A 24,797-nucleotide genomic window follows, 5' to 3' on the forward strand; every position below is an offset into this window, starting at 1 on the left:
GTTTCTATTTTTACTTTTATTTTTACAATAAGAGGAGAGACTTTGTATCATGTTGTTAAAAAACATATAAAATATATAAAGTCTCGAATTTACTTCGAGGCTTTTTTTTTGATAAAAAATGAATAAAGTTATTGCAATACAAGGAGCAGAAGGCTCAAACCATCATAAAGTTGCTCGCGACTTTTATGGATCAGCAATTCAGTTAAAAGAATGCATGTCTTTTGATGTTTTGGTAGATAGTTTGTTAGATGGATCTGCTAATTATGGAGTAATGGCTTTAGAAAATACAATTGCGGGTTCTATTATTCCTAATTATGCTTTAATTGATAAGCACAATTTGCACATTACAGATGAAGAATACTTAAATATTCACCATCATTTAATGGCTTTAAAAGGGCAGAATATAGAAGATATAAAGGAGGTTTGGTCACATCCAATGGCGTTATTACAATGTAAAGAATTCTTTAAAAGTTACCCTCATATAAAGTTAGTAGAAGATGTAGATACTGCAGAAGTAGCCAAAAGAATATCAAAAGAAAATTTGGTTGGAATTGCTGCTATAGCACCTAAAATTGCTGCAGAAATCTTTGATTTAGATATTTTAGAAGACGAAATTCAAACAATTAAAGACAACTCTACAAGGTTTGTAATTGTACAAACTCATGAGCCAGAAAATGGACTTGACAAGATTAACAAAGCATCTTTAAAGTTTCAGTTAAATCACCAAAGAGGAAGTTTAGCAGCTATTTTAAATGTGTTAAGCGATTGTAAAATGAATTTAACAAAAATTCAATCTTTACCTGTAATAGAAACTCCTTGGAAATATTCATTTTTTGTAGATATTACTTTTGAAGATTATAAAGATTATAAAAAAGCTGAAGCAATTATAGAAATAATGGCAGAAGAGTTTAAAATATTAGGAACCTATAAAAACGGTAGAAAATGATTAAAGCTGCCAAAAGATTAGATACAGTACAAGAATACTATTTTTCTAAAAAACTAAGAGAAGTTAGAGGTTTAGTAGCTGCAGGAAAACCAATTATCAATATGGGAATTGGATCTCCAGACTTAAAACCTCCAACAAAAGTTTTAGAAGCAATTCAAGGAAGTTTAACTGATGCTAATGCACATAAGTATCAATCTTATCAAGGATTACCAGAATTAAGAAATGCAATTGCAACTTTTTATAAAAACAAATTTTCTGTAGATACTAATCCAGAGAATGAAGTGCTGCCTTTAATGGGAAGTAAAGAGGGAATTATGCACATTTCTATGGCTTTTTTAAATGAAGGCGATAAAGTTTTAATCCCAAATCCAGGGTATCCAACATATACTTCTGTTACTAAACTAGTAAGAGCAGAACCATTATTTTACAATTTAAGTGATGCTACCAATTGGCAACCTAATTTTGAAGCATTAGAAAGTTTAGATTTAACAGATGTTAAAATTATGTGGGTAAATTATCCACACATGCCAACAGGTACAGATGCTACTTTAAAAACATTCGAAAAATTAATTGCTTTTGGTAAAAAGCACAATATTTTAATTATAAATGACAATCCTTATAGTTTTATTTTAAACGATAATCCTATTAGTATTTTACAAGTAGAAGGAGCAAAAGATATTGCTTTAGAGTTAAATTCTTTGAGTAAAACTTTTAACATGGCAGGTTGGAGAGTTGGTATGCTTTTAGGAAATGCAACTTTTATCAATGAAGTTTTAAAAGTAAAATCTAATATGGATTCTGGAATGTTTTACGGAATTCAAAAAGGAGCTATAGAAGCATTACAATTGTCAGATGAGTGGTTTTCTACTCAGAATAAAATATACGAAGAACGCAGAAAGTTAATTTGGCAATTGGCAGATAAATTAGATGCAACATATAGTAAAAATGCAACAGGATTGTTTGTTTGGGCAAAAATCCCTGAAGGGAAAAAATCTGAAGAAGTAACAGATGCTGTTTTATATGATAACGATATTTTTATAACACCAGGAACCATTTTTGGTTCACAAGGAGAAGGATACATTCGTTTTTCTTTATGTGTAACAGAAGAAGTAATTAAAGAAGCAATATCAAGATTATAAGTTATGAAAAATATATACATGATTGGTATTGGTTTAATTGGAGGTAGTTTTGCTATCGATATTAAAAATCACAATCCAGAAGTTGTAATTCACGGAATTAGTAGAAAAGATGAAACCTTAAACAAGGCTTTAGAATTAAATTTAATAGACAAAAAAGCAACCCTAGATGATCTTGAAAATGCAGACTTGGTAATTGTATCAATTCCTGTAGATGCAACAGTAAAATTATTGCCAACAATTCTTGATAAAATATCGGACAACACATTAGTTGTTGATGCTGGATCAACAAAAGAAGAAATTTGTAAAGTTGTTGAACATCATAAAAGAAGAAGAAATTTTTTAGCATGTCATCCAATTGCAGGAACAGAAAATTCTGGACCCACAGCAGCTATATCTGGCTTATACGTTGGAAAAACGAACATTATCTGTGAAGTAGAAAAGACAACTTTTAAGCTTCAAGAAAAAGCTTTAGAACTTTTTAGGGCAATTGGAATGCGTATTAGATATATGGATCCTGTGTCTCATGACAAGCATATTGCGTATGTTTCGCACTTATCTCACATTAGTGCATTTATGTTAGGTAAAACAGTAATTGATGAAGAGAAAAATGAACGCGATATTTTTGATATGGCAGGTTCAGGTTTCAGATCTACAGTTCGTTTGGCAAAAAGTTCGCCAGCAATGTGGACACCAATTTTTAAACAAAATAAAGATAACGTAATTAATACGTTAACAGATTACATTAACAATTTACAACATTTTAAAGAGTTGATGGAACAAGATAATTTCTCTGAAATTTTTAACGAAATGGAGAATACAAATTATATAAAACAAATTTTAAACGGCATAAAATAAAAAGCCAAAATCGTTGTCATTTCGAGCGCAGTCGAGAAATTTCAACACAAATTAATTATTAAAATGAAGAATACAAAAGAATTAAGAACATGGTTGGATGATATGAATTTAGCGCATCCACTAGTAATAGCAGGGCCTTGTAGTGCAGAAACCGAAGAGCAGGTTTTAAAAATTGCACACGAATTAAAAGATTCTGATGTAAACTATTATAGAGCAGGAATTTGGAAACCAAGAACAAGACCAGGAAATTTTGAAGGTGTTGGAGCTTTAGGGTTAGGTTGGTTAAAAAAGGTAAAAGAAGAAACAGGTATGAAAACCTGTACAGAAGTTGCCAATGCTGCTCACTGTAAATTAGCAATTGAAGAAGATGTAGATTTATTATGGATTGGTGCACGTTCTACAGTATCTCCATTTATTATGCAAGAAATTGCTGAAGCTTTAGAAGGTACAGATAAAATTGTTTTAGTTAAAAATCCAGTAAACCCAGATTTAGCTTTATGGTTAGGTGGTATAGAAAGATTATATACTGCAGGTATTAAAAACTTAGGAGCAATTCATAGAGGATTTTCTACTTATGATAAATCTAAATACAGAAACAATCCTAACTGGCAATTAGCTATTGAATTTCAAAATAAATTTCCAGATTTACCATTAATTTGTGATCCATCACATATTACAGGGAACAGAGAAATGATTCAAGATGTTTCTCAAGTTGCTTTAGATTTAAACTTTGATGGTTTAATGATTGAAACTCATTTTGACCCAGATAATGCTTGGTCTGATGCTGCACAACAAGTAACTCCAGATACTTTAAAGCAGATAATGAGAGATTTAAAAATCAAAAAAACTACAGAATCTGCAACAAGTTACAGAGAACCATTAGAAAACTTAAGAGCTCAAATTAATGTGGTTGATGACCAATTAATTGATTTATTAGGTAAAAGAATGGAAGTTGCTGAAAAAATTGGATCTCTTAAAAAAGAAGAAAACGTTGCTGTTTTACAGTCTAGACGTTGGAATGAGATTTTAGGAAATATGGTTTTAGAAGGAACTAGCAAAGGTTTAAGTGAAGAGTTTGTTTTAAAAATGTTTAAAGCAATTCACCAAGAATCTATCAACCATCAAGAAAAAATTATCAACGGATAGTCTTAAAAGATGACTAACAAATAAAAAAACCGCCAATTGGCGGTTTTTTTATTTGTTTATTTTTTCTTGGTGTAAGATAGTCTTCTAGAAGCTTTTCTCATTAGAACATTTATTAAATCCTCTGGGCTGCTTCCTATTGATCCTCTTACTTTTTTATTATAATTCCATAAAAGAACACCATCTGCAGCATTGTGTACATTCATGTTAACAACAGCACTGTTGGTAGTTCCCCAGAAACCAATTAAAACTCCTAAAGCTACAGAAGCTCCTTCAGACATAGGTTTGTTGGTGTTGTAAGTTCCCGAAATAATTGCATCAACACCTAATATTTTTGCCAATTCTTCAGGTGTGTAATCAGTTAAGTTTTCTTGTGTAATATTTTTCTTTTTTAATAATGCAGTTGTTTTGGATGGGTCTTGAACTTCTATTGAAGTTAATTTTCCTCTTTTCTTTCTTCTCAAAAACCATGAAAACATTGCGGTTTGTATACTTTTACCTTCATTAATTTCTAATCTTTTAAACTGTTCAGAGGTCATTTTTTCCATCTGTTTAGGTCTAAGTTTAACAGTTGCTTTAAAAGGCAAAATTCCTATTGTTTTATGACTTTTAGCAATTTCATCAAATTGAGGGTTTTCATAAAGACTAGTTTGTGCTAAAAATGTAGCAGAAATAAATAATGCAATTAAGAAAATATTCTTTTTCATATTTGTTTTTTGGGTTAATAATAAAGCGAATATAAAAATTGTTACTTAACAAATACAACTTCGTTTACATTATTATTTAAAATTTCTGCATCTTTGTAATAATGACAGGAATCGTATACAAATCTACTGGAAGTTGGTATCAGGTAAAATCTGATGAAGGTGTCTTTTATCAATGTAGAATAAAAGGAAAATTCAGAATAAAAGGAATTAAAAGTACCAATCCAATTGCAGTTGGAGATAAAGTGATTTTCGATTTAGAGAAAAAAGGTGATGAAGAAACAGGTGTCATTAAAAAGATTTTAGACAGAGATAATTTTATTGTTCGTAAATCTGTAAACCTATCTAAGCAAACGCATATTATTGCTGCAAATTTAGATTTGGTTTTTCTTTTAATTACGATAGATAATCCACCAACATTTACAACTTTTATTGATCGTTTTTTAGTTTCTACAAGAGCTTATAGAATAGATACTGTTTTAGTTTTTAATAAGATAGATTCTTATGAAATAGAACAAAGAGCAGAAGTTTTATACCTAAAAGATATTTATGAAGCAATTGGTTATACATGTATTGAGGTTTCTGCGACACAAAACAAAAATGTAGATAAAATTAAAGAAATGATGGTTGGTAAATCATCTATGTTTGTAGGACATTCTGGTGTAGGAAAATCTACTTTAGTAAATGCAGTTGAACCAACTTTAGATTTAAAAACAAAAGAAATTTCTGATCAGCACAAACAAGGTCAGCATACAACTACATTTGCAGAAATGTTTGATTTAAGTTTTGATGCAAGAATTATTGATACACCAGGTATAAAAGGATTTGGTATTGTAGATATTGATAAATACGAACTTGGAGACTATTTTCCTGAGTTTTTTGAAATGAAACAACATTGTAAATTTAATAATTGTTTGCATTTAAAAGAACCAAAATGTGCTGTAAAAGAAGGATTAGAAACCGAAGAAATATCTTGGTCTCGTTATAAAAGTTACTTGCAAATTTTAGAAGGAGAAGAAGGATCTGAACACTACAGAACAGATATTTGGAATGAAGATGATAATGAATAAATTATGAAAATTGTAATTCAACGCGTTTCTAAAGCAAGTGTAACTATCAATCAAAAAAAAGTTGCAGACATCCAAAAAGGATTGTTGATACTTTTAGGTATTGTTGATGAAGATACACAAGAAGATATTAATTGGTTGGTAAGAAAAGTGTTAAACCTTCGCATTTTTAATGACGAAAATAATGTGATGAATAATTCATTACTAACTGTAAATGGAGATGTAATTGTTGTAAGTCAGTTTACTTTGCATGCATCGACCAAAAAAGGAAACAGGCCAAGTTATATTAAAGCAGCAAAACCGCCAGTTGCAATTCCTTTATACCAAAGCTTTATAAATACTTTAGAAACAGAACTAGGTAAGAAAGTACAAACAGGAGAGTTTGGAGCAGATATGAAAGTAGAACTTTTAAATGATGGTCCTATAACAATTATAATTGATTCTAAAACTAAAGAATAGTTTTTATGGTTTTTTATGATGTTCATACACATAAATCTTTAAGTGACGAAAAAGTACTTCAGATAGAAAATAAATTCCCAAATTCAGTTAATTTTTCTTCACCTTTTTCAATAGGTATCCATCCTTGGTTTATCAATAAAAACACTTATAATAAAGAGCTTTTAATAGTAGAAGATAAGTTGCAACATGCTAATTGTTATGCAATTGGAGAATGTGGTTTAGATAAATTAAAAGGTGTAGCTTTAGAGTTACAAAAAGAAGTTTTTTTAAAACAAGTAGAACTTTCAGAAAAGTATAAAAAACCGCTAATAATTCATTGTGTAAAAGCATTTCAGGAAATTATAGCCATAAAGAAAGAATTACAACCAAAACAATTTTGGATGCTACATGGTTTTAATAAAAACATACATTTAGCTAAGAGTTTAATAGATCATAATTTTATGTTGTCTTTTGGCGAATTAGTCTTAAAAAATAAAAAAATTGAAGAAACTTTACGTCAAATTAACTTATCATCATTTTTAATAGAAACAGATGATTCTGATGTGAATGTTAAAGATATTTATCAGAAAATTGCTGATATAAGAAACGTAAAAGTAGTAATACTTCAAAATCAAATAAAACAAAATTTTAAAAGAATATTTACAAAATGAGTTGGTTAGAAAGAACTGAATTATTAGTAGAAAAAGAAGGCTTAGAAAAACTTAAAAAAGCAAATATTTTAGTAGTAGGTTTAGGAGGTGTTGGGTCTTTTGCTGCAGAATTTTTAGCAAGAGCTGGTGTACATAAAATGACTCTTGTAGATGGAGATGTTTTTGACGAAACCAACATAAACAGACAATTACCAGCTTTACAATCTACCATAGGTAAACCAAAAGTATCAGTTTTAGCAGAAAGATTAAAAGACATAAATTCTGATATAGAATTAACTTTATTACAAGAATTTTTATCGCCAGAAAGAGCATTTGAAATTGTAACAAAAGAATTTGATTATGTGTTAGATTGTATAGATAGTATTACACCCAAAGTCAATTTAATTGTAGCAGCAAGAAGAAAAAAAGTTAAAATTATATCCTCTATGGGTGCAGGTGGAAAATTAGATGCAACCAAAGTAAAAGTTAAAGATATTGGCAAAACTAAAAATTGTACCATGGCAAGAGTTTTGCGCAAAAGATTAAAAGAAAGAAAAGTAGATAAAGGTGTAAAAGCTGTGTATTCTGATGAGGTTCAAATACCTAAAAGTGTAAAAATAACTGATGGTACAAATTTTAAAAAATCTTATTATGGTACAATTAGTTATATGCCAGCGCTTTTTGGTTTACAAGCAGCAGCTCATGTTGTTAATTTTATTATAAAAAAGTAAAGATTAGTTTTTCTTAAAAAATTAAACATATATTTGCCATGGAAAATAAATTACAATTTGTAAATAATTAAATTTAATAAAATGAAAAAAATAGTATTATCATTAGTTGTTTTTGCATCAGTGTTAACAGCATGTAAAAGCGAAAAAAAAGATAAAGTAGAAGCTAAAGAAGCTGTTAAAGTAGAGGTAAAAGCAGCAACTTTAAACAATGTAGATGTTGCTACATCAATTTTAACTTGGAAAGGAACAAAACCTGGAGGAGCTCATGATGGAACTGTAGCTTTAAAAAGTGGAGGAATTTTAATTGAAGATGGTAAATTAACACAAGGAGAGTTTGTGGTTGATATGAATACAATTACAAATCTTGATATGAAAGGTTCTAAGGGAGCAGGAAAAATAGAAGGACATTTAAAAAATGCAGACTTTTTTGATGTAACTGTTTATCCAACATCAAAATTTGTAATTACTAATGTTGTAGAAACCGAAGGAAAACTTGCTGTAACAGGAAATTTACAAATAAAAGATGTTACAAAGAGCATTACAATACCTGCTACAATTTCTACAGAAAATGGAGTAACTGTTTTTAAAAGTGAAATTTTTAATGTTGATAGAGCCGATTTTAATGTAAAATACAAATCTAAATCTTTCTTTAAAGAGTTAAAAGATAAGTTTGTAGATGATATTATAGAAATGTCTTTTGAAGTAAAAACAAAAGCATAATTTAGAATTAATTCAAATTCTTATAAAGGTCTAAAAAATATTGTTTTTAGGCCTTTTTCTTTTGTAGTTTTTTTATCTTTGGTAGGCTATAAAAAAATATATGAAAAAGTTACCCTACCTAACAATATTACTAGTATTATTATCAATATCTTCTACATTTAGTCAAAAAAATAATTACGCTTCTCTTTTTATTCCTGTAGAATTAAAAAAGGATGCCAATGCAGTTATAAGAGACAATTCTATAGAAATTACTATTGAAAGTGTAGATGAAATGGTTGTAAAAAAAAGAAAAGTTGTAACCGTTTTAAATAAATTAGGAGATAGGTATGCTTATATGGCAGAAGGTTATGATAATGATACTAAAATAACAAAACTGTCTGCATATATATATGATGCTTTTGGTAATCAAATAAAAAAATATTCTAAAAGTAAATTTCTAGACGTTAGTGCTGTAGATGGAGGTACTTTATATTCAGACTCAAGAGTAAAGTATCTAGATTATACTCCAGTTTCTTATCCTTATACCATTGTTTTTGAATCGGAATACAGATCAACTACAACTGCTTTTATACCTGGTTGGTATCCAATGAGTGGTTATTATATTTCTGTACAAAAAAGCACATATAAATTATTAAATCCTAGTCAGATTGTTATCAACAGAAAAGAAAAGAATTTTGATGGTTTTTCAATAGAAAATACTTTTTCTGAATTCGAATTATATTCAGTTTTAAAAGATCAACCATCTGTAAAATATGAGTCAAACAGTGTTTCTTATGAAAATATTATGCCAATGTTATTGGTAGTTCCAGAAAACTTTCAAACAGATGGAATTAGTGGAAAATACTCAAACTGGAATGAATTAGGTTCTTGGATGAATAGCAAAATTTTAAATGGGAAAACCAATTTAGAAGAAGCGACTAAAGCTATAGTTTTAGATTTAGTAAAAGGAGTTGAAGATCCTATAGAAAAAGCAAAAATTGTATATGAATATATGCAAAATAAAACAAGATATATAAGTGTGCAAGTTGGTATTGGTGGTATTCAGCCAATTTCAGCTAATGAAGTAGATAAAGTAAGTTATGGAGATTGTAAAGGTTTAACAAATTACACAAAAGCACTTTTAGAAGTTGTTGGTGTAAATTCTAATTATGTTCATGTAGAAGCAAACCCAAATGATAGAGTTTCTTTTGAAAATGATTTTGCATCGTTAGCACAAGGAAATCATGTAATCTTAAATATACCTAACAATGGTAATGACGTTTGGTTAGAATGTACCAGTCAAACAGTTCCATTTGGTTTTTTAGGAGATTTTACTGATGATAGAAATGTACTTGTTATGACACCTGAAGGAGGTGTTATAAAAAGAACACCAGCTTATAAAAACGAAACAAATTTGCAGGAAACAAAAGCTAAAATTATTCTTGATGAAAATGGAAGTTTGTCTGCTAATTTAAAAAGAGTTTCTAAAGGAATACAATATGGAGATAGGTATCAATACCAAACCTATTCTGAAGAAGAACTTATAAAAGAATACAAGTCTAGTGTTTGGAGATATAATAATAATTTAGAAATTGAATCCATAAATTTACTAAATGATAAAGAAAATATAGAGTTTAAAGAAGATTTAAAAATTGCTATAAAAAACTACGCATCTGTTAATGAACAAGAATATTTATTTAGAGTAAATGTTTTTAATAAAAACAGTTTTGTGCCTAAAAGATACAGAAATAGAAAATTACCATTAAAAATATCTAGAGGATATAAGGATGTAGATTCTTATGAAATTAAAATTCCTGAAGGATATATTTTATCTGTATTGCCATCAGAAAAATTACTTACTTCAAAATTTGGAACCTATAAGGTAACATTTACAAAAATTGATGAAACTACTTTTAAATACGATAAATCTATGTTGATAAAAGATGGTGTTTACCCCAAAGAAGATTATAAATTATACAGAAGCTTTAGAAGAACTATTGCTAAATATGAAAATTTAAGAATTGCAATTGTAAAAAAATAAAAACAAAAAATGAAAAAGTTAACCCTACTAGTATTATTAATAAGTCAGTTTACAATTTTTGCCCAAGATTATAAATTTGGAAAAGTATCAAAAGAAGAGCTAAAAGAAAAATTTCACCCATTAGATTCTACTGCAGATGCAGCTTATTTGTATAGAAAAAGAAGAACATCATATTCTTATATAAATGGTGTTGGTTTTCAGTTGGTTACTGAAATTCATGAGCGCGTTAAAATTTATACAAAAGAAGGGTTTGAAATGGCAACAAAATCGGTTGCTTATTATAATCCAGATTCTGGAGAAACAGAATCAGTTTCATCAATAAAAGGATATAGTTTTTCGTTAGTTGATGGTAAAGTTGTTAAGGATAAATTGACTAAGAAGAGTATTTTTAAAGAAAAGAAAAATAAATCTTATAGTATTAAAAAAATTACAATGCCAAATATTAAAATAGGTACTGTAATAGAACTTAAGTATAAATTAATTTCACCTTACACAAATTCAATTGATGATTTACAGTTTCAATTTGGAATTCCAGTAAAAAAAATAGATTATAATATTGAAATACCAGAATACTTTATATTTAATAAAAGATCTAAAGGGTTTTATAATGTGCCAATGAAAAAAACAGCAAAGAATGGTACAATTGGCTCTTTAAATTATAGAATTGATGTTTTTGGGTTTGAAGGAGATAATATACCAGCTTTAAAAAATGATGAACCTTTTATTAGTAGTATTTATAACTATAGAGGAGGTATGAAATTTGAATTAACACAAACAAATTTTTCAAGCTTACAAGGTAGTATTAAAACATTCTCTAATTCTTGGGAAGATGTAAGTAAGCAAATTTTTAAATCTTCTCGCTTTGGAGAAGAACTAAATAAAAAGAGCTATTATAAAGATGATTTACAAAGCATTGTAGGGAATATTACTTCTGAAAAGGAAAAAGTTGCAGCTGTTTTTCAGTTTGTTAAGAGTAAAATAAAATGGAATGGTAACAACAGTAAGTATACAGAAAAAGGAGTAAGAAAAGCATTTAAAGAAAGAGTAGGTAATGTAGCAGACATTAACTTAATGCTAACCTCTATGTTACGTTCTGCGGGTTTAAAAGCAAACCCAGTTTTAGTTAGTACTAGAAAAAACGGAGTACCATTATTTCCAACATTAAATGGGTTTAATTATGTAATTTCTATGGTAGATTTTACTGATGGAACATCGGTTTTATTAGATGCAACAGAACCTTATAGTTTGCCAAATATTTTACCAGCTAGAACTTTAAATTGGAGTGGTAGAAAAGTAACAAAAGAAGGGATTTCTTCTTGGATTAAATTAACTTCTACAAAACACGCAATAGAAGACAATAATTTAATGGTTAAAATTTCAGATGATATGATTGTAGAGGGGTTATTTAGAACAAAATTTATTAACCTAAGTGCATTAAATTTTAGAAAAAATAATAACCATATAAAAGATGAAAGCTTAATTACTAAATTAGAAGAAAGGTATAATATTGAAATTGACGATTATAAAGTTGTAAATAAAGATAAAATAACAACTCCAATTGTTAGAAATGTAAAATTTATAAGTGAAGATTTAATAGAAGAAATAAATGGTAAAATTTACATTGAACCATCTTTGTTTTTAACAGTAGATAAAAACCCTTTTAAATTAGTAGATAGAAAGTTTCCTGTAGATTTTGCTACACCTTGGAAAGAAAGTAATAGAGTTTTTATTAGTATTCCACAAGGTTATAAAATAGAACAATTACCAAAACCTTTAGCAATTGGTTTGCCAGATAACCTAGGAGTATTTAAATATCAAATAACGCAAAGTGGTAATAAAATTAGAGTTACTTCTATTTTACAATTTAACAATGGTATAATTGCTCCACAGTATTATTCTGCATTAAAAGATTTTTACAGTCAATTGGTAAAAAAGCAAACTGAAAAAATTGTTTTAATAAAAGAGTAATTAGAAATCTATTATGAGAACAAATGCATTATTATTTTTTTTATTAATTCATATTTCATTCTTTGCTCAAGACTATACTTTTGGTAAAGTATCAAAAGCTGAATTAGAAGAAAAATTTTACCCTCTAGACTCTACAGCAGATGCTGTATATTTATTTAAAAAAAAAGAAACTTTTGTAGAGTATACTTCTAGTGAAGGATGGTTGCTAGTTACATTAGTTCACAACCGAATAAAGTTTTATAATAAAAAAGCAACAAGGTTTGGTAAAGAGGAAATTAAACTTTTTAAAAGAGGAGGTACAGATGAGTCTGTTACTGGTATTAAAGCTTATACCTATAATTTAGTTGGAAAGAAAATTGTTAAAGATAAATTGCAAAAAAAGCAAATATTTGAAAACGAGTTGACAAAAAATTGGTTTTCAAAAAGTTTTGCAATGCCAAATATAAAAGAAGGAAGTGTTGTGGAATATAAGTATAGAAAAACTTCACCATATTTTCAATATATAGATGAAATTGAAATTCAACACGAAATCCCCGTAAAAAAAATTGATGTTATAATTAAAATTCCTGAGTATTTTGTGTATAAAACCCATAGTAAAGGATATTTACAAATGTTTTTTAATGAATCTTTTAAACATAAAAGAATTAATTATAGTTATAGACAAGAAAATAGAGGTGTAGGTACAAACACTACTAAGTATGAGAAATCAATAGATTTACAATTTAAACACTATGAATTGTCTAAAGATAGTATACCTGCAATAGAAAGTAAAGAGCCTTTTGTATCTTCAATCAATCAATTTAAAAGTAGTATTAGTTTTGAGTTAAATTCGATAGAGATACCAAATGCTAGACCTCAATATTTTGCAAATACTTGGAAAGGAGTCTCAAAAAGAATTTATAGAACTGCCTCTTTTGGTGAAGAAATTCAAAAATCTAGTTATTTTAAAAATGATTTAGAAAATATACTTAATCGTTTAAGTACTCCTTCAGACAAATTAATGGGAGTTTTTCAATTTGTAAAAAATAGAGTAAAATGGGATGGTCAATATGGTAAATATACTAAAAAAGGGGTAAGAAAGGCTTTTAAAGATAGAACAGGTAATGTTGCTGAAATAAATTTAATGTTAACCTCTATGCTACGTTTTGCAGGTTTAAACGCTAATCCAGTATTAGTTAGTACTAGAGCAAATGGAGTTTCTCTTTTTCCAACTATAGATGGTTTTAATTATATTATTTCTATGGTAGAATTTCCAGATGGATCTTATGTGTTATTAGATGCTACAGAACCTTATAGTTTACCAAATATTTTACCAGAAAGAGTTTTAAATTGGAATGGAAGAAAAGTTACAAAAGAAGGAATTTCAACTTGGGTTAAGCTAACTCCTACTAAACATTCTTTAATAGAAAATAATTTAATGATTAAAATTTCTGAAGATATAAATATTGAAGGATTATTAAGAACTAAGTTTGATAATTTAGCTGCATTAAATTTTAGAAAAAAAAGAAATCATATTAAAGACGAAAGTTTAATAACTTTATTAGAAGAAAAATATAATTTTGAGATTAATTCTTATAAAGTTAATAATAAATTTAATTTAGGAAAACAGATAGTTAGAGATATTAAGTTTAAAAGTGAAGATGTAATTGAAGAGATTAATGAAAAATTATATATAATTCCATTATTTTTCTTATCAAATCAAACAAATCCATTTAAGTTAGAAGATAGAAAGTTTCCTGTAGATTTTGCTACTCCATGGAAAGAAAAAAATATTTCTTCTTTTATAATTCCAGAAGGTTATGTAGTTGAGCAATTACCAAAACCATTAGCAATTGGTCTTCCAGAAGGTTTAGGTGTATTTAAATATCAAATAATTCAAAAAGGCAATAAAATAAGTGTTATATCATTATTGCAATTTAACAATGGTATAATTGCTCCACAATATTATTCAGCATTAAAAGATTTTTACAGTCAATTGGTAAAAAAGCAAACAGAAAAAATTGTTCTAATAAAAGAGTAAAAAAAATGAAAAAGTTAATTGTATTATTAATTTTATTTAACCAGCTATATTTATTTGGTCAAGAAATTAAATTTGGAAAAGTATCAAAAGAAGAATTAGAAGAAAAATTTCATCCTATAGATTCTACAGCATCTGCAGCATATCTATATAAAAAAAGAAGAACGTTTTACCAGTATGATTTTAGCACAGGTTTTCAATTAGTGACTGAAATCCATGAAAGAATAAAAATTTATAATAAACATGGTTTTGAATTTGCTAACAAATCAATAGCATATTTAACACCAGAAAGTGGAGATAGACAAAGTGTTAGCTCAATAAAAGGAATAACTTTTTCTTTGGTAAATGGTAAAATTGAACAAGAAAAATTGTCAAAAAAAAGCATTTTTAAAGAAAAGAAAAACATTTATTATAGTTTTAAAAAAATAGCAATGCCTAATGTTAAAATTGGTTCTGTTTTAGATATTAAATATAAAATTATTTCTCCTTACAGTAGCTCTATTAGTGTTTTAGATTTTCAAGAAGCTATACCAGTTAATAAATTAAATTACAAGATAGAAATACCAGAATTTTTTAAATTTAGTAAAACATCTAAAGGTTATTATTCTGTAAAAATGACAAAGGAATCTAAGAGTGGTAAAATTAGTGGTTTAAATTATGTAGTTGATATTTTTTCATATCAAGCTAATCATATACCTGCTCTAAAAGATGATGAACCTTTTATTAACAATATTGATAATTATAGAGGAGGAATTAAATTTGAATTGAAAGAAGTTAATACGCTTAGAATTGGAGGTTCTTATACTACTTTTTCTAATTCTTGGAATAGTGTAAGTAAAAGAATTTATAAAGCCATTTCTTTTGGAGACGAACTTAGTAAAAAAAGTTATTTTAATAATGATTTACAAAATATTTTAGCTAATACAACTTCAGAATTTGACAAAATTGCTGCAATTTTTTACCATGTAAAGTCTAAAGTAAAATGGAATGGTTTTTATAGTAAATATACTGAGAATGGTGTAAAAAAAGCATATAAAGAAGGGGTTGGAAATGTTGCAGATATTAATTTAATGCTAACTTCTATGTTGCGAGAAGCTGGCTTAGATGCAAACCCAGTTTTAGTAAGTTCTAGAGATAATGGAGTTCCTTTTTTTCCTACTTTAGATGGTTTTAATTACGTTATTTCAATGGTAGAGTTTACAGATGGATCTTATGTGTTATTAGATGCTACAGAACCTTATAGCTTGCCAAATTTATTACCAGAAAGAGTATTAAATTGGAATGGAAGAAAGGTAACAAAAAACGGAAACTCATCTTGGGTTAAATTAACTTCTTCAAAAAATGCTTTAGAAGATAATTTTCTGTCTATTAAGATAAATAATGATCAAATTGTTGAAGGGTATTTAAAATCAAAATTTTCTAACTTAAAAGCTTTAAATTATAGAAGTAACTATAATCATATAAAAGAAGAAGATTTAATTTCTAAATTAGAAGAACAATTTCAATTAGAAATAGATGATTTTAAACTTTTAAATCAAACAGATATAGGAAAACCAATAGTTAGAAATATTAAATTTCAAAGTGAAGATTTACTAGAAGAAATAAATGGGAAAATATATATTGAACCATTATTGTTTTTAACACAAAAAACCAATCCATTTAAATCAGAAGACAGAAAATTTCCTGTAGATTTTATAACTCCTTGGAAAATAAATCAAAGAGTATTTATTAAAATTCCTGAAGGTTATAAAGTAGAAACCTTACCAGAAAACATGGCAATTGGATTACCAGAAAATTTAGGAGTATTTAAATTTAAAGTTGTTTTGAATGGAGCTAAAATTCAAGCTATTTCTTCACTTTCAATTAACAGAAGTAAAGTTGGTCCAACTTACTATTCAGCATTAAAAGATTTTTACAGTCAATTGGTAAAAAAGCAAACTGAAAAAATTGTTTTAATAAAAGAGTAATTTTTAAGAAGGGAAACCTAACATGTTTCCCATGCCTACTGTAAATAACCAAGAACCGTAAATTGCGTGTTCAATAGAAACTAGTAAAGTAGATTTTGTTTTATTGTAAGTAATTGCAAAAAAGAGTCCGCCTAAAAATGTAAGAAATATTACTAAAGTATTTTTAAATAATAAATGTGCTAAAGAAAAAATTAGGGCATTTAATAGAATAAAAATATGCGCATTTTTAAACAAAGACTGATACCTTTTAAAGAAAAATGTTCTATAGATAAGTTCTTGTGGATACACAGAAAATAGAGAGTAAAATATTAAAATTACAATCCATAAAATAGGTTTGTTTAAAACAACAGTAAATAGGTTAGTTTTATCTGTAAAGTAAACAAAAGTTGTAGTTGCAATTATTATAATAAGAAATTTAATTATTGTTGAAAGCCAAAAAAAATTCCAGTTAATATTTTTCTGAATTCTGAATTTAATTTTTTCAACTTTAATTAAAATATAGATTATATAGCTAAAACTAAAAAGACCTATTGTTAGTTTTATAATTGGAGAAAAACTAAAAACAAAACTCACAGGAATCATTAAAAAGATGATTATTAATTCTGTAAATTTTAAACGATTAGATTTCATTTTTAAATATTAATAGCAGTTGTGTTTTTTACTTCTTCTATTGTAAAAGTACTGTGAGTACTACCAATGTAAGAAATTGCAGTTAATTTTGTAACCATAAAATCTCTATATTCATCCATATCTTTTACATAAATTTTTAAAATATAATCATACTCTCCACTTACGTGGAAACATTCAGAAACTTCTTCTAATTTTAAAACTTCACGTTCAAAAGTAGTAACATGTTTTTTAGAGTGTTGAATGAGTTTTATATGACAAAAAACTAAAAAAGATTTTTCAATTTTGTTTTTATTTATAATGGCAACGTACTTTTTAACTACATTTTCTTTTTCTAATTTTTTAATTCTTTCATAAACCGCTGTTACAGAAAGATTCAATTGTAAAGACAATTGTTTGGTAGTTTGTTTACTATCATTTTGTAGTAAATTAATGAGTTTTCTATCAACAGAATCTAAAGTCATAATTTAAAATTTTCTATAAAGCTACACTTTAAAAAGTAATATTAGTTTTTAAAACTATAATATTGATTAAAAATAGAAAAATAATCTGTAATAAATGTAAAGTATTGATATATTTTCTTTTAAGTCGTTTTTTTGTTATTAATAAAACTATCAATTATGAAATTTAAACCAGCAGATAATATTCAAGATTTACAATACTTTGGCGAATTTGGAGGCGTAAATCCATCAATATCAGATTCATCTACATATACTTTTTTATCAGCAAAAACAATGTTAGATACTTTTGAAGGAAATTCTGATGGTTGTTATTTGTATTCACGTCATACTTCACCAAGTAATTTATATTTAGGAGAAGCTTTGGCAGCAATGGAAGGAACAGAAAGCGCAAATGTAGCAGGATCTGGAATGGGGGCAATTACACCAACTATATTACAGATTTGTGGTAATGGAGATCATGTAGTTTCTAGTAGAACTATTTATGGAGGTACGTATGCTTTTTTAAAGAATTTTACTCCAAGAATGGGAATTAAAACGTCTTTTGTTGATATTACAAAATTAGATGTTGTAGAAGCAGCAATCACAAAAAACACTAAAATGATTTATTGTGAGTCTGTTAGTAATCCTTTATTAGAAGTTGCAGATATAAAAGCGCTATCAGCTTTAGCAAAAAAATACAATTTAAAATTAGTAGTAGATAATACATTTTCGCCACTTTCAATTTCTCCAGCACAATTTGGAGCAGATGTTGTAATACATAGTTTAACCAAATTTATAAACGGTTCTTCAGATACAATGGGAGGTGTTGTTTGTGCAAGCACCGATTTTATAAATTCTCAAAAAAGTGTAATTGATGGAGCAAGTATGTTGTTAGGTTCTTCTATGGATTCTTTACGTTCATCATCAATTTTAAAAAATATGAGAACCTTGCATATTAGAGTGAAACAACATAGTGATAATGCAAGTTATTTAGCTTCAAAATTTGAAAAGGACGGTTTAAAAACGGTGTATCCTGGGTTAGAATCTCATCCTTCTCATAACTTGTTTAAATCTATGATGAATGCAGAATATGGATTTGGTGGAATGTTAACTATAGAAACAGGTTCTTTAGAAAAAGCAAACGCTTTAATGGAATTAATGCAAGAGAAAAATTTAGGATATTTAGCAGTAAGTTTAGGATTTTACAAGACATTATTTTCTGCACCAGGGACTTCTACTTCATCAGAAATACCAGAAGAAGAACAGGTAGAAATGGGACTTTCAAATGGCTTAATTCGTTTTTCAATTGGCTTAGATAATGATATTGAAAGAACTTATAAAATGATGAAAGATTGTATGAAGCAAGTTGGTGTTCTTTAAGATTTTTTAGAGGATGAATGAAGTAATTACTTTCGGGATTTTATCTTTTACGTCTTTTTTTACGTTGATAAACCCTTTTGGAACAATGCCTATTTTTATGACAATGACTGCAGATTTAGATCAGAGTCATAGAACAAAAACAGCTCAAAAAGCTTCTATAGTAAGTTTTATAACAATTATCATTTTTGCTTTTTCAGGGCAACTACTTTTTAATTTTTTTGGTATATCAGTAAATAGTTTTAGAGTTGTAGGTGGTGTTATTTTCTTTTTAATGGGAATGGATATGCTACAAGCTAGACTTGGAAAAGTAAAATTAAAAGATTCTGAAATAAAAACTTATGTAAATGATATTTCTGTAACTCCCTTAGCTATACCAATGATTTGTGGTCCAGGAGCATTAACAAATGCAATTGTTATGATGGAAGATGCAGATTCTTTAGAAAAAAAAGGGGTTTTAATTATTGCTGCTTTTGTAGTAATTCTTTTAACATACCTTATTTTATATAGTTCGTCTAAGATTATAAAAATTTTAGGGCAAACAGGTATAAATGTAATGATGAGGTTAATGGGGTTAATAGTTATGGTAATAGCTGTAGAGTTTTTCTTTAGCGGATTAAAACCAATATTATTAGATATTTTAAATAGCAATTAAATTCCCTCAATTCTATTTTTAAATTCTTGGAAATCTTCCTTTTTTGGAAGGTTTCCATTAAAAGGTAAAATATCCCATTCATTATTTTTCATGTAAATGGTGAAGTTAAAAACGGAAGTATTTGCATCATCAGGATTTAAGATAGGATAACGTAAATCTGTATACTTATAAGTGCCTATTTTTTCTGATTTAGAAATGTTAAAATAATTATTACTAAACCAAATTAATGTCTGTAAATTTTTATCAGCCATATCTAATAAATTGTGTTTTTTTCAACTGTAATAATCTTATCAGCTGTATCGCTTTTATCAAATAAAGAATAAAAAGTTAAATGATATTGAGTATCAGTTTCAGCAACAGAATACCAAAGTATATTATTAAAAATTGTTGGTTGAGCTGAAAAACGATTGATATTAATATTTGCTTTTTCGAAGGATTTTTTAAAGACAGAATCCATGTAAATTTTATTAAATATTGTAAAAATCATATAAGCAGAACTTAAATAAATTCCTGTTTTTAGCCACCAAGTTCTTCTTGTTCTGTTTCTGTTAAAAAACATCATAATTATTAAGCTCAATAAAAACGGAATAGTATATAAAGGATCTACAACAGAAATAGTATTAAATGCAACCCTGTAATTAGAAAAAGGTGTAAAAAGTTGCGTTCCATAAGGAGTAAAACAATCTAACAAAGGATGTGTAAATATTGATAAAAAGAAAAGCCAAATCCAATTATGCAAAGAAGTTGTTTCTTTTCTTATTCCAGAATTATAAAGTTTGTATGTTATCAACCCAAATAAAAATGAACCCAAAACTGCAAAAAGAATAGAATGCATAAAACCTCTATGAAAAGCCATGGCTTGTATTTCGTTTCCGTATAAAAAACGACCAATAAAAACGTCTAAATCTGGAATTGTACCTCCAATAGCACCAAATAAAAGTGCTTTATTTCCAATTTTTTTACCAAGTGCAATTTCTCCACAAGCAGCACCAAGAACAATTTGAGTTAAAGAATCCATAATAGCAAATGTAAGCAACCATTTTCATTTGCATAACATTTTGTAAAATCGTAACATTACAGAACTAAAATTTTTAGAATGGAAAGCCAAGACATATCTCCTAGAGAGCCACAAGATGAAAACATTATTGAAAACAAAGAATTAAATATATGGGAAGCCTTAATTCCTATTTTTGCTTTAATTGGAATGCTGTTTTACAATGTGTTTTTTGTGTATGGAGATGATGCTTTGAGTGGAAGTAATCAGTTTATTTTATTAATGGGAGCAGCAGTTGCAGCTTTTGTTGGCTTTAGAAATAAAGTGTCTTACAAACAAATGATAGAAGAAGTTGCAGAAAATGTTAAGTCTACAACTGGTGCAATTTTAATTTTACTAATGGTTGGTGCATTAGCAGGAACTTGGCTAATAAGTGGTATTATTCCTTCTATGATTTATTATGGATTACAAATATTAAATCCAACAATATTTTTAGCAGCTTCAGTAGTTATTTGTGCAATTATTTCGATTGCAACTGGTAGTTCTTGGACAACATCTGCTACAGTTGGTATTGCATTAATTGGTATAGGAAATACTTTAGGTATTTCTGCAGGTATGACTGCTGGTGCAGTTTTATCTGGAGCTTATTTTGGTGATAAAATGTCACCTCTTTCTGATACTACAAATTTAGCACCAACAATGGCAGGAGGAGAGTTGTTTGCGCATATAAAATACATGTCTATTACAACAGTGCCAACAATTTTGGTTACTCTGTTAGTTTTTATAATTATTGGTTTTTCTATTGAAACAACAGGTTCTCCTGATATTTCAGATAAGTTGGCAGCAATAGATGCTGCTTTTAATATTTCTCCTTGGTTATTTATTGTACCAGCTTTTGTAATCTTTTTAATTGTTAAAAAAACAGAACCATTAATTGCTTTGTTGGCAGGAACATTATTAGCGGGTATAACTGCTGTTATTGCTCAACCAGATATTGTTATGAGTGTAGCAGGAGCAGATACTTTAACTGTAAATTCTGCATATAAAGGTGTTATGAATGCAATTACTGTAGATTCTGCAGTAGAAACTACAAGTGCAGAATTAAACGATTTGTTTTCTGCAGGAGGAATGAGTGGAATGTTAGGTACAATTTGGCTAATACTTTGTGCAATGGTTTTTGGTGGAATTATGGATGCTATAGGAGCTTTGTCTAGAATTAGTAAAGCATTATTAAACTTAGCATCAACTGTGTTTGGTTTGTTTGCAAGTACTGTTGCAAGTTGTTTAGCTTTAAATATTACAGCTTCAGATCAATATTTAGCAATTGTGGTTCCTGGTAAAATGTTTAAAAAAGCATATGAAGAAAAAGGATTAGCACCAGAAAATTTAAGTAGAACTTTAGAAGATTCTGGTACAGTAACTTCTGTTTTAATTCCTTGGAATACTTGTGGAGCTTATCAATCTGGAGTTTTAGGGGTAGGAGTAAGTGAGTATTTCTTTTATGCTATTTTTAACTGGTTAAGCCCTTTTACAACATTACTTTTTGCTGCATTTAATATTAAAATTAAACAATTAGCTAAAAAATAATGATTGTAAAGGCGCATATTTCTGATGCTAAAAAATTAACAGAAATTGCATTAAAATCCAAAGCTTTTTGGGGGTATTCTAATACTCAAATAGAAAGTTGGAGAGATGATTTAACCATTACTCAAAAAATGTTTGATGAATGGACTATTTATAAATATCTTATTAATAAGGATATTGTAGGGTTTTACATTCTTAACAGAGTAAATATTAGAACAAGTATTTTAGAATTTTTGTTTATATCTCCTAAATTTATAAAACAAGGTTTAGGAAAAAAGTTATTACTCCATGCAATAGAAAAATGTAAAAAAGAAAGTTGTGTAATTATAAACGTGCTTTCAGACCCAAATGCAGAAGCATTTTATGCAAAACATGGTTTTAAAATTATAGCACAAATAGAGAGTAGTGTTCCTGGACGTTTTTTACCAGAAATGGAATTTGAAATAGAAGAAAATATCTAGTTTATTTCTTTTTAGAAAGGTTTAAAACACCAGATATGATTAACAAAATCCAAGGTGTACCATGTAATAAAACATCAAACCAATCTTGCCCTTTCATTGCATGTTCTCCAGAAAAAGCATTTCCACCTAAAATCCATTTAATTTTTCCCCAAATATGAGGTTCTCTAAAAGGAGATAAACCTAATGTTAAACTTGCAATTAAAAAGAGTTTCCAATTTTTTTTAAGTCTTTCTTTCATTTTTAAGGGATTTATGAATTAAATTATATAAACCAGTTCCAAACCAAACCAAAACGTATTGTAAAATCTCTATAAGGATAATTTGGAGCAGAGAAATAATTTTTCTCAGTAAAACTAGAAGTTACATTTTCAATTTTAAAAAACAAACGAGTTCTTCTTACTTGTGCATTAAAGAAAACATCTACAGTAGGAAAACCAATTTCTTCTGTATCTTGTAAAGTAAATTCTGCTAATAACGGATTATAAGCATTCATTTTATACTTTGTAAAATATTTAAAGGTAGCTCCAATATTTACCAACATTGGTTTTCCTTTAAACCAATAATCAGTATAATATAAGGTATTTCTTGTAACAAACTCTGGTACTCTAAAAACAGAACTACCACTACTAACATTTTGATACATTACAGTATTGTCTAAAGCTAGTTTCCAATATTTAAATTCTTTATTTGCTTTCACTTTTAAATAAGCAATTTGATCTGCAAATTGTTGTGGTGTGTTATTCTGATCAAAATAAGTATAGTTGTCTATGTTTGTAAAATTTAAATCAGCATTTAACCATTTAGAGGTTAAAGAAAATCCTAAGTTTCTAGTATTAACAGAGCTAAAATTATTTTGCCAATTATAATCATCATATTTACTTTGATGTAGTATTGTGTTAAAGTTTGGAGATTTAGAACTTAGCAACAAACTTCCTTTTACCATAAAAAGACTGTCTTTTTTATACAAAGCATCTCCTTGAATAAAATTACCAGATAATCTACCACTTCCAGGACTAATGTTTCCAGAAGCATTTAATTGAAAATTCTTAATTTTTGCATTCCAATCTGCTCCAAATGATATAGCATTTCCCTTTAATTTGGTTTTAGATATGTTACTATTAGAATTTAAAATAGAATCATATCCATAAGAATAACTAGTAATGTTAATTTTTGGTTTAAACTTTCCTAGTACGTATTTAGAATTGAATTCTAAATTAAATTCGTTGTTTGTTATTATGCTTTCTGCTTTTGTATTGCTTGCATCAGAAGAGTTTTCAGAACCAAAAATACTTGTTGTAGAAGTAGTTTGAATAAAATCGTAATTCTTGGTTTCATGTGTAAAAACATGTCCAATTTTTAAATTACTAAAATCTTTATTGTTAACAGTGTCTTTGCTAGAAAGCAACTTAAAACTATGGTCAAAATAAAGACGATTACTGTCAAATTGGTTTTCTGCATTTAGTAGGTTAACATCTAATCTAGCTCTTGTAGAGTAGTTATCATCATTACTTGTAAACTTATCAATTTCAGTTTGTGGTAAACCACCACTTTCTTCGTTAAAAAAATCTTGAGATGTTATATGACCCCTAATTTCATATTGGTTTTCTTTGGTTGTATAATGAAAAGCTCCTCTAAAATTTCCATGACTAGCCAAAGATCTTCTATAAGCACCTAAAGAACGAATACCTTTATAAGAAAGAGAAACATTTAATCTTCTAGAAAAATTTACCGTAAATAAGGCATCTAAAACTTGCCCTTGTTGTAAACCTGTTCTGTAAGTAATTTCAGTAGTTGGTGTAGGTACTTCGTAATATTTTATTTCATCAATATCTAAATAACTAAACTGTTTAGCAGTAAAACCAATATCTGGAAACAACTTTAAATTGCTAAAATCATATCCTAAACTTGTAAAAGTTTGTCCTTGGTTATGAAAACCTAATAATTCAAAATTATCTGTTCTTAAATAATTAAATTTATAATCTTTTTTAATCGTTAAAGTTGTGTCTATATAAGATGTATCTCTTTTATGAGAAAAAATTTTGTAATCTGTATACTTTGTTTTTCCAGAAAGTGTAACAGTTATTTCGCCAGAACTTTTAATAGAATCATTTAGATTTCTATTTGTATAATTACTGTTTCCAGTTTGTCCACCAGGTTTTATTGTAAATTGAGAAAACACAGTGTTTCCACATAAAAAAACAAGAATTGATAGTAAAAAAAACGATTTATTCATAAATGATTTCTGCAATGGCAAATGTAAAATAATTTAACGAAAATAATCGTTAATAATTATCA

Annotated in this window: 24 protein-coding genes; 17 read left to right on the top strand and 7 right to left on the bottom strand. The window is 27.8% G+C overall.

The window, feature by feature from the left end; all coding sequences use genetic code 11:
• The first annotated feature begins 118 nt into the window (after window positions 1-118).
• The 4 genes from MPF13_RS11935 to MPF13_RS11950 all read left to right on the top strand — a co-directional run bounded on the left by MPF13_RS11935 (window position 119) and on the right by MPF13_RS11950 (window position 4,086).
• Window positions 119-946 carry a prephenate dehydratase gene (locus MPF13_RS11935; protein WP_249982790.1) on the top strand — a complete coding sequence of 276 codons (828 nt, stop codon included), beginning with the start codon at window positions 119-121 and terminating at the stop codon, window positions 944-946.
• The gene (locus MPF13_RS11940; protein ID WP_249982792.1) at window positions 943-2,085 is read left to right on the top strand and encodes a pyridoxal phosphate-dependent aminotransferase; all 1,143 of its coding nucleotides are present in this window, start codon (window positions 943-945) and stop codon (window positions 2,083-2,085) included. The genes MPF13_RS11935 and MPF13_RS11940 overlap by 4 nt, the downstream gene beginning before the upstream one ends.
• Before the next feature lie 3 nt (window positions 2,086-2,088).
• Window positions 2,089-2,940 (top strand): prephenate dehydrogenase, encoded by an 852-nt coding sequence (locus MPF13_RS11945; protein WP_249982794.1) that lies wholly within the window; start codon window positions 2,089-2,091, stop codon window positions 2,938-2,940.
• A 63-nt stretch (window positions 2,941-3,003) separates the two neighbouring features.
• Window positions 3,004-4,086 carry a bifunctional 3-deoxy-7-phosphoheptulonate synthase/chorismate mutase type II gene (locus tag MPF13_RS11950; RefSeq protein WP_249982795.1) on the top strand — a complete coding sequence of 361 codons (1,083 nt, stop codon included), beginning with the start codon at window positions 3,004-3,006 and terminating at the stop codon, window positions 4,084-4,086.
• A gap of 56 nt (window positions 4,087-4,142) precedes the next feature.
• Here MPF13_RS11950 and MPF13_RS11955 read toward each other — a convergent pair whose 3' ends face one another.
• Complete coding sequence (locus MPF13_RS11955; RefSeq protein ID WP_249982797.1) at window positions 4,143-4,790, bottom strand: hypothetical protein; 648 nt, start codon at window positions 4,788-4,790, stop codon at window positions 4,143-4,145.
• Window positions 4,791-4,891: 101 nt separating this feature from the next.
• On the opposite strand from MPF13_RS11955, the gene rsgA reads away from it, so the two are divergent.
• From rsgA to MPF13_RS12000, 9 genes are all read left to right on the top strand, one after another.
• Window positions 4,892-5,857, top strand: a complete 966-nt coding sequence (rsgA, locus tag MPF13_RS11960) for a ribosome small subunit-dependent GTPase A (protein ID WP_249982798.1) — start codon at window positions 4,892-4,894, stop codon at window positions 5,855-5,857.
• A gap of 3 nt (window positions 5,858-5,860) precedes the next feature.
• Window positions 5,861-6,313, top strand: a complete 453-nt coding sequence (dtd, locus tag MPF13_RS11965; protein ID WP_249982799.1) for a D-aminoacyl-tRNA deacylase — start codon at window positions 5,861-5,863, stop codon at window positions 6,311-6,313.
• A 5-nt stretch (window positions 6,314-6,318) separates the two neighbouring features.
• The gene (locus tag MPF13_RS11970; protein WP_249982800.1) at window positions 6,319-6,963 is read left to right on the top strand and encodes a TatD family hydrolase; all 645 of its coding nucleotides are present in this window, start codon (window positions 6,319-6,321) and stop codon (window positions 6,961-6,963) included.
• Window positions 6,960-7,673: a tRNA threonylcarbamoyladenosine dehydratase gene (locus MPF13_RS11975; protein ID WP_249982802.1), complete on the top strand. Its 714-nt coding sequence runs from the start codon at window positions 6,960-6,962 to the stop codon at window positions 7,671-7,673. Before MPF13_RS11970 ends, MPF13_RS11975 begins: the two co-directional genes overlap by 4 nt.
• Before the next feature lie 81 nt (window positions 7,674-7,754).
• Entirely contained in the window at window positions 7,755-8,393 is a 639-nt protein-coding gene (locus MPF13_RS11980; protein WP_249982804.1) for a YceI family protein, read from the top strand.
• Between the two features lie 100 nt (window positions 8,394-8,493).
• Window positions 8,494-10,413 carry a DUF3857 domain-containing protein gene (locus MPF13_RS11985; protein ID WP_249982805.1) on the top strand — a complete coding sequence of 640 codons (1,920 nt, stop codon included), beginning with the start codon at window positions 8,494-8,496 and terminating at the stop codon, window positions 10,411-10,413.
• A 9-nt stretch (window positions 10,414-10,422) separates the two neighbouring features.
• Window positions 10,423-12,381: a transglutaminase family protein gene (locus MPF13_RS11990; protein WP_249982807.1), complete on the top strand. Its 1,959-nt coding sequence runs from the start codon at window positions 10,423-10,425 to the stop codon at window positions 12,379-12,381.
• A 13-nt stretch (window positions 12,382-12,394) separates the two neighbouring features.
• The gene (locus tag MPF13_RS11995) at window positions 12,395-14,401 is read left to right on the top strand and encodes a DUF3858 domain-containing protein (RefSeq protein ID WP_249982808.1); all 2,007 of its coding nucleotides are present in this window, start codon (window positions 12,395-12,397) and stop codon (window positions 14,399-14,401) included.
• A 5-nt stretch (window positions 14,402-14,406) separates the two neighbouring features.
• Window positions 14,407-16,365 carry a DUF3858 domain-containing protein gene (locus tag MPF13_RS12000; protein WP_249982810.1) on the top strand — a complete coding sequence of 653 codons (1,959 nt, stop codon included), beginning with the start codon at window positions 14,407-14,409 and terminating at the stop codon, window positions 16,363-16,365.
• 3 nt (window positions 16,366-16,368) lie between these two features.
• Here the strand turns inward: MPF13_RS12000 and MPF13_RS12005 are convergent, their stop codons facing one another.
• A complete protein-coding gene (locus MPF13_RS12005) occupies window positions 16,369-16,995 on the bottom strand; it encodes a CPBP family intramembrane glutamic endopeptidase (RefSeq protein ID WP_249982811.1) in 627 nt (208 codons plus the stop codon).
• 2 nt (window positions 16,996-16,997) lie between these two features.
• Window positions 16,998-17,456: an Lrp/AsnC family transcriptional regulator gene (locus tag MPF13_RS12010; RefSeq protein ID WP_249982813.1), complete on the bottom strand. Its 459-nt coding sequence runs from the start codon at window positions 17,454-17,456 to the stop codon at window positions 16,998-17,000.
• Between the two features lie 156 nt (window positions 17,457-17,612).
• Here MPF13_RS12010 and MPF13_RS12015 point away from each other — a divergent pair, with 156 nt between their 5' ends.
• Together MPF13_RS12015 and MPF13_RS12020 are read left to right on the top strand one after the other, a co-directional pair.
• Window positions 17,613-18,812, top strand: a complete 1,200-nt coding sequence (locus MPF13_RS12015) for an aminotransferase class I/II-fold pyridoxal phosphate-dependent enzyme (protein WP_249982814.1) — start codon at window positions 17,613-17,615, stop codon at window positions 18,810-18,812.
• Window positions 18,813-18,825: 13 nt separating this feature from the next.
• The gene (locus MPF13_RS12020) at window positions 18,826-19,464 is read left to right on the top strand and encodes a MarC family protein (RefSeq protein WP_249982816.1); all 639 of its coding nucleotides are present in this window, start codon (window positions 18,826-18,828) and stop codon (window positions 19,462-19,464) included.
• Here MPF13_RS12020 and MPF13_RS12025 read toward each other — a convergent pair.
• Window positions 19,461-19,715 carry a hypothetical protein gene (locus MPF13_RS12025; RefSeq protein WP_249982818.1) on the bottom strand — a complete coding sequence of 85 codons (255 nt, stop codon included), beginning with the start codon at window positions 19,713-19,715 and terminating at the stop codon, window positions 19,461-19,463. The genes MPF13_RS12020 and MPF13_RS12025 overlap by 4 nt on opposite strands.
• A 2-nt stretch (window positions 19,716-19,717) precedes the next feature.
• Window positions 19,718-20,482: a metal-dependent hydrolase gene (locus MPF13_RS12030; RefSeq protein WP_249982820.1), complete on the bottom strand. Its 765-nt coding sequence runs from the start codon at window positions 20,480-20,482 to the stop codon at window positions 19,718-19,720.
• A gap of 78 nt (window positions 20,483-20,560) precedes the next feature.
• Here MPF13_RS12030 and nhaC point away from each other — a divergent pair, with 78 nt between their 5' ends.
• Window positions 20,561-22,045, top strand: coding sequence for a Na+/H+ antiporter NhaC (gene nhaC / locus MPF13_RS12035; RefSeq protein ID WP_249982822.1), 1,485 nt, complete (start codon window positions 20,561-20,563; stop codon window positions 22,043-22,045).
• Window positions 22,045-22,503: a GNAT family N-acetyltransferase gene (locus MPF13_RS12040; RefSeq protein WP_249982823.1), complete on the top strand. Its 459-nt coding sequence runs from the start codon at window positions 22,045-22,047 to the stop codon at window positions 22,501-22,503. The genes nhaC and MPF13_RS12040 overlap by 1 nt, the downstream gene beginning before the upstream one ends.
• A 1-nt stretch (window position 22,504) precedes the next feature.
• Here the strand turns inward: MPF13_RS12040 and MPF13_RS12045 are convergent, their stop codons facing one another.
• Both MPF13_RS12045 and MPF13_RS12050 read right to left on the bottom strand, forming a co-directional pair.
• The gene (locus tag MPF13_RS12045) at window positions 22,505-22,741 is read right to left on the bottom strand and encodes a hypothetical protein (RefSeq protein ID WP_249982825.1); all 237 of its coding nucleotides are present in this window, start codon (window positions 22,739-22,741) and stop codon (window positions 22,505-22,507) included.
• Window positions 22,742-22,764: 23 nt separating this feature from the next.
• The gene (locus tag MPF13_RS12050; protein ID WP_249982826.1) at window positions 22,765-24,735 is read right to left on the bottom strand and encodes a putative porin; all 1,971 of its coding nucleotides are present in this window, start codon (window positions 24,733-24,735) and stop codon (window positions 22,765-22,767) included.
• Window positions 24,736-24,797: the final 62 nt, after the last annotated feature.

The organism is Polaribacter sp. Z022 (assembly GCF_023555495.1).
Classification (GTDB): Bacteria; Bacteroidota; Bacteroidia; order Flavobacteriales; family Flavobacteriaceae; genus Polaribacter.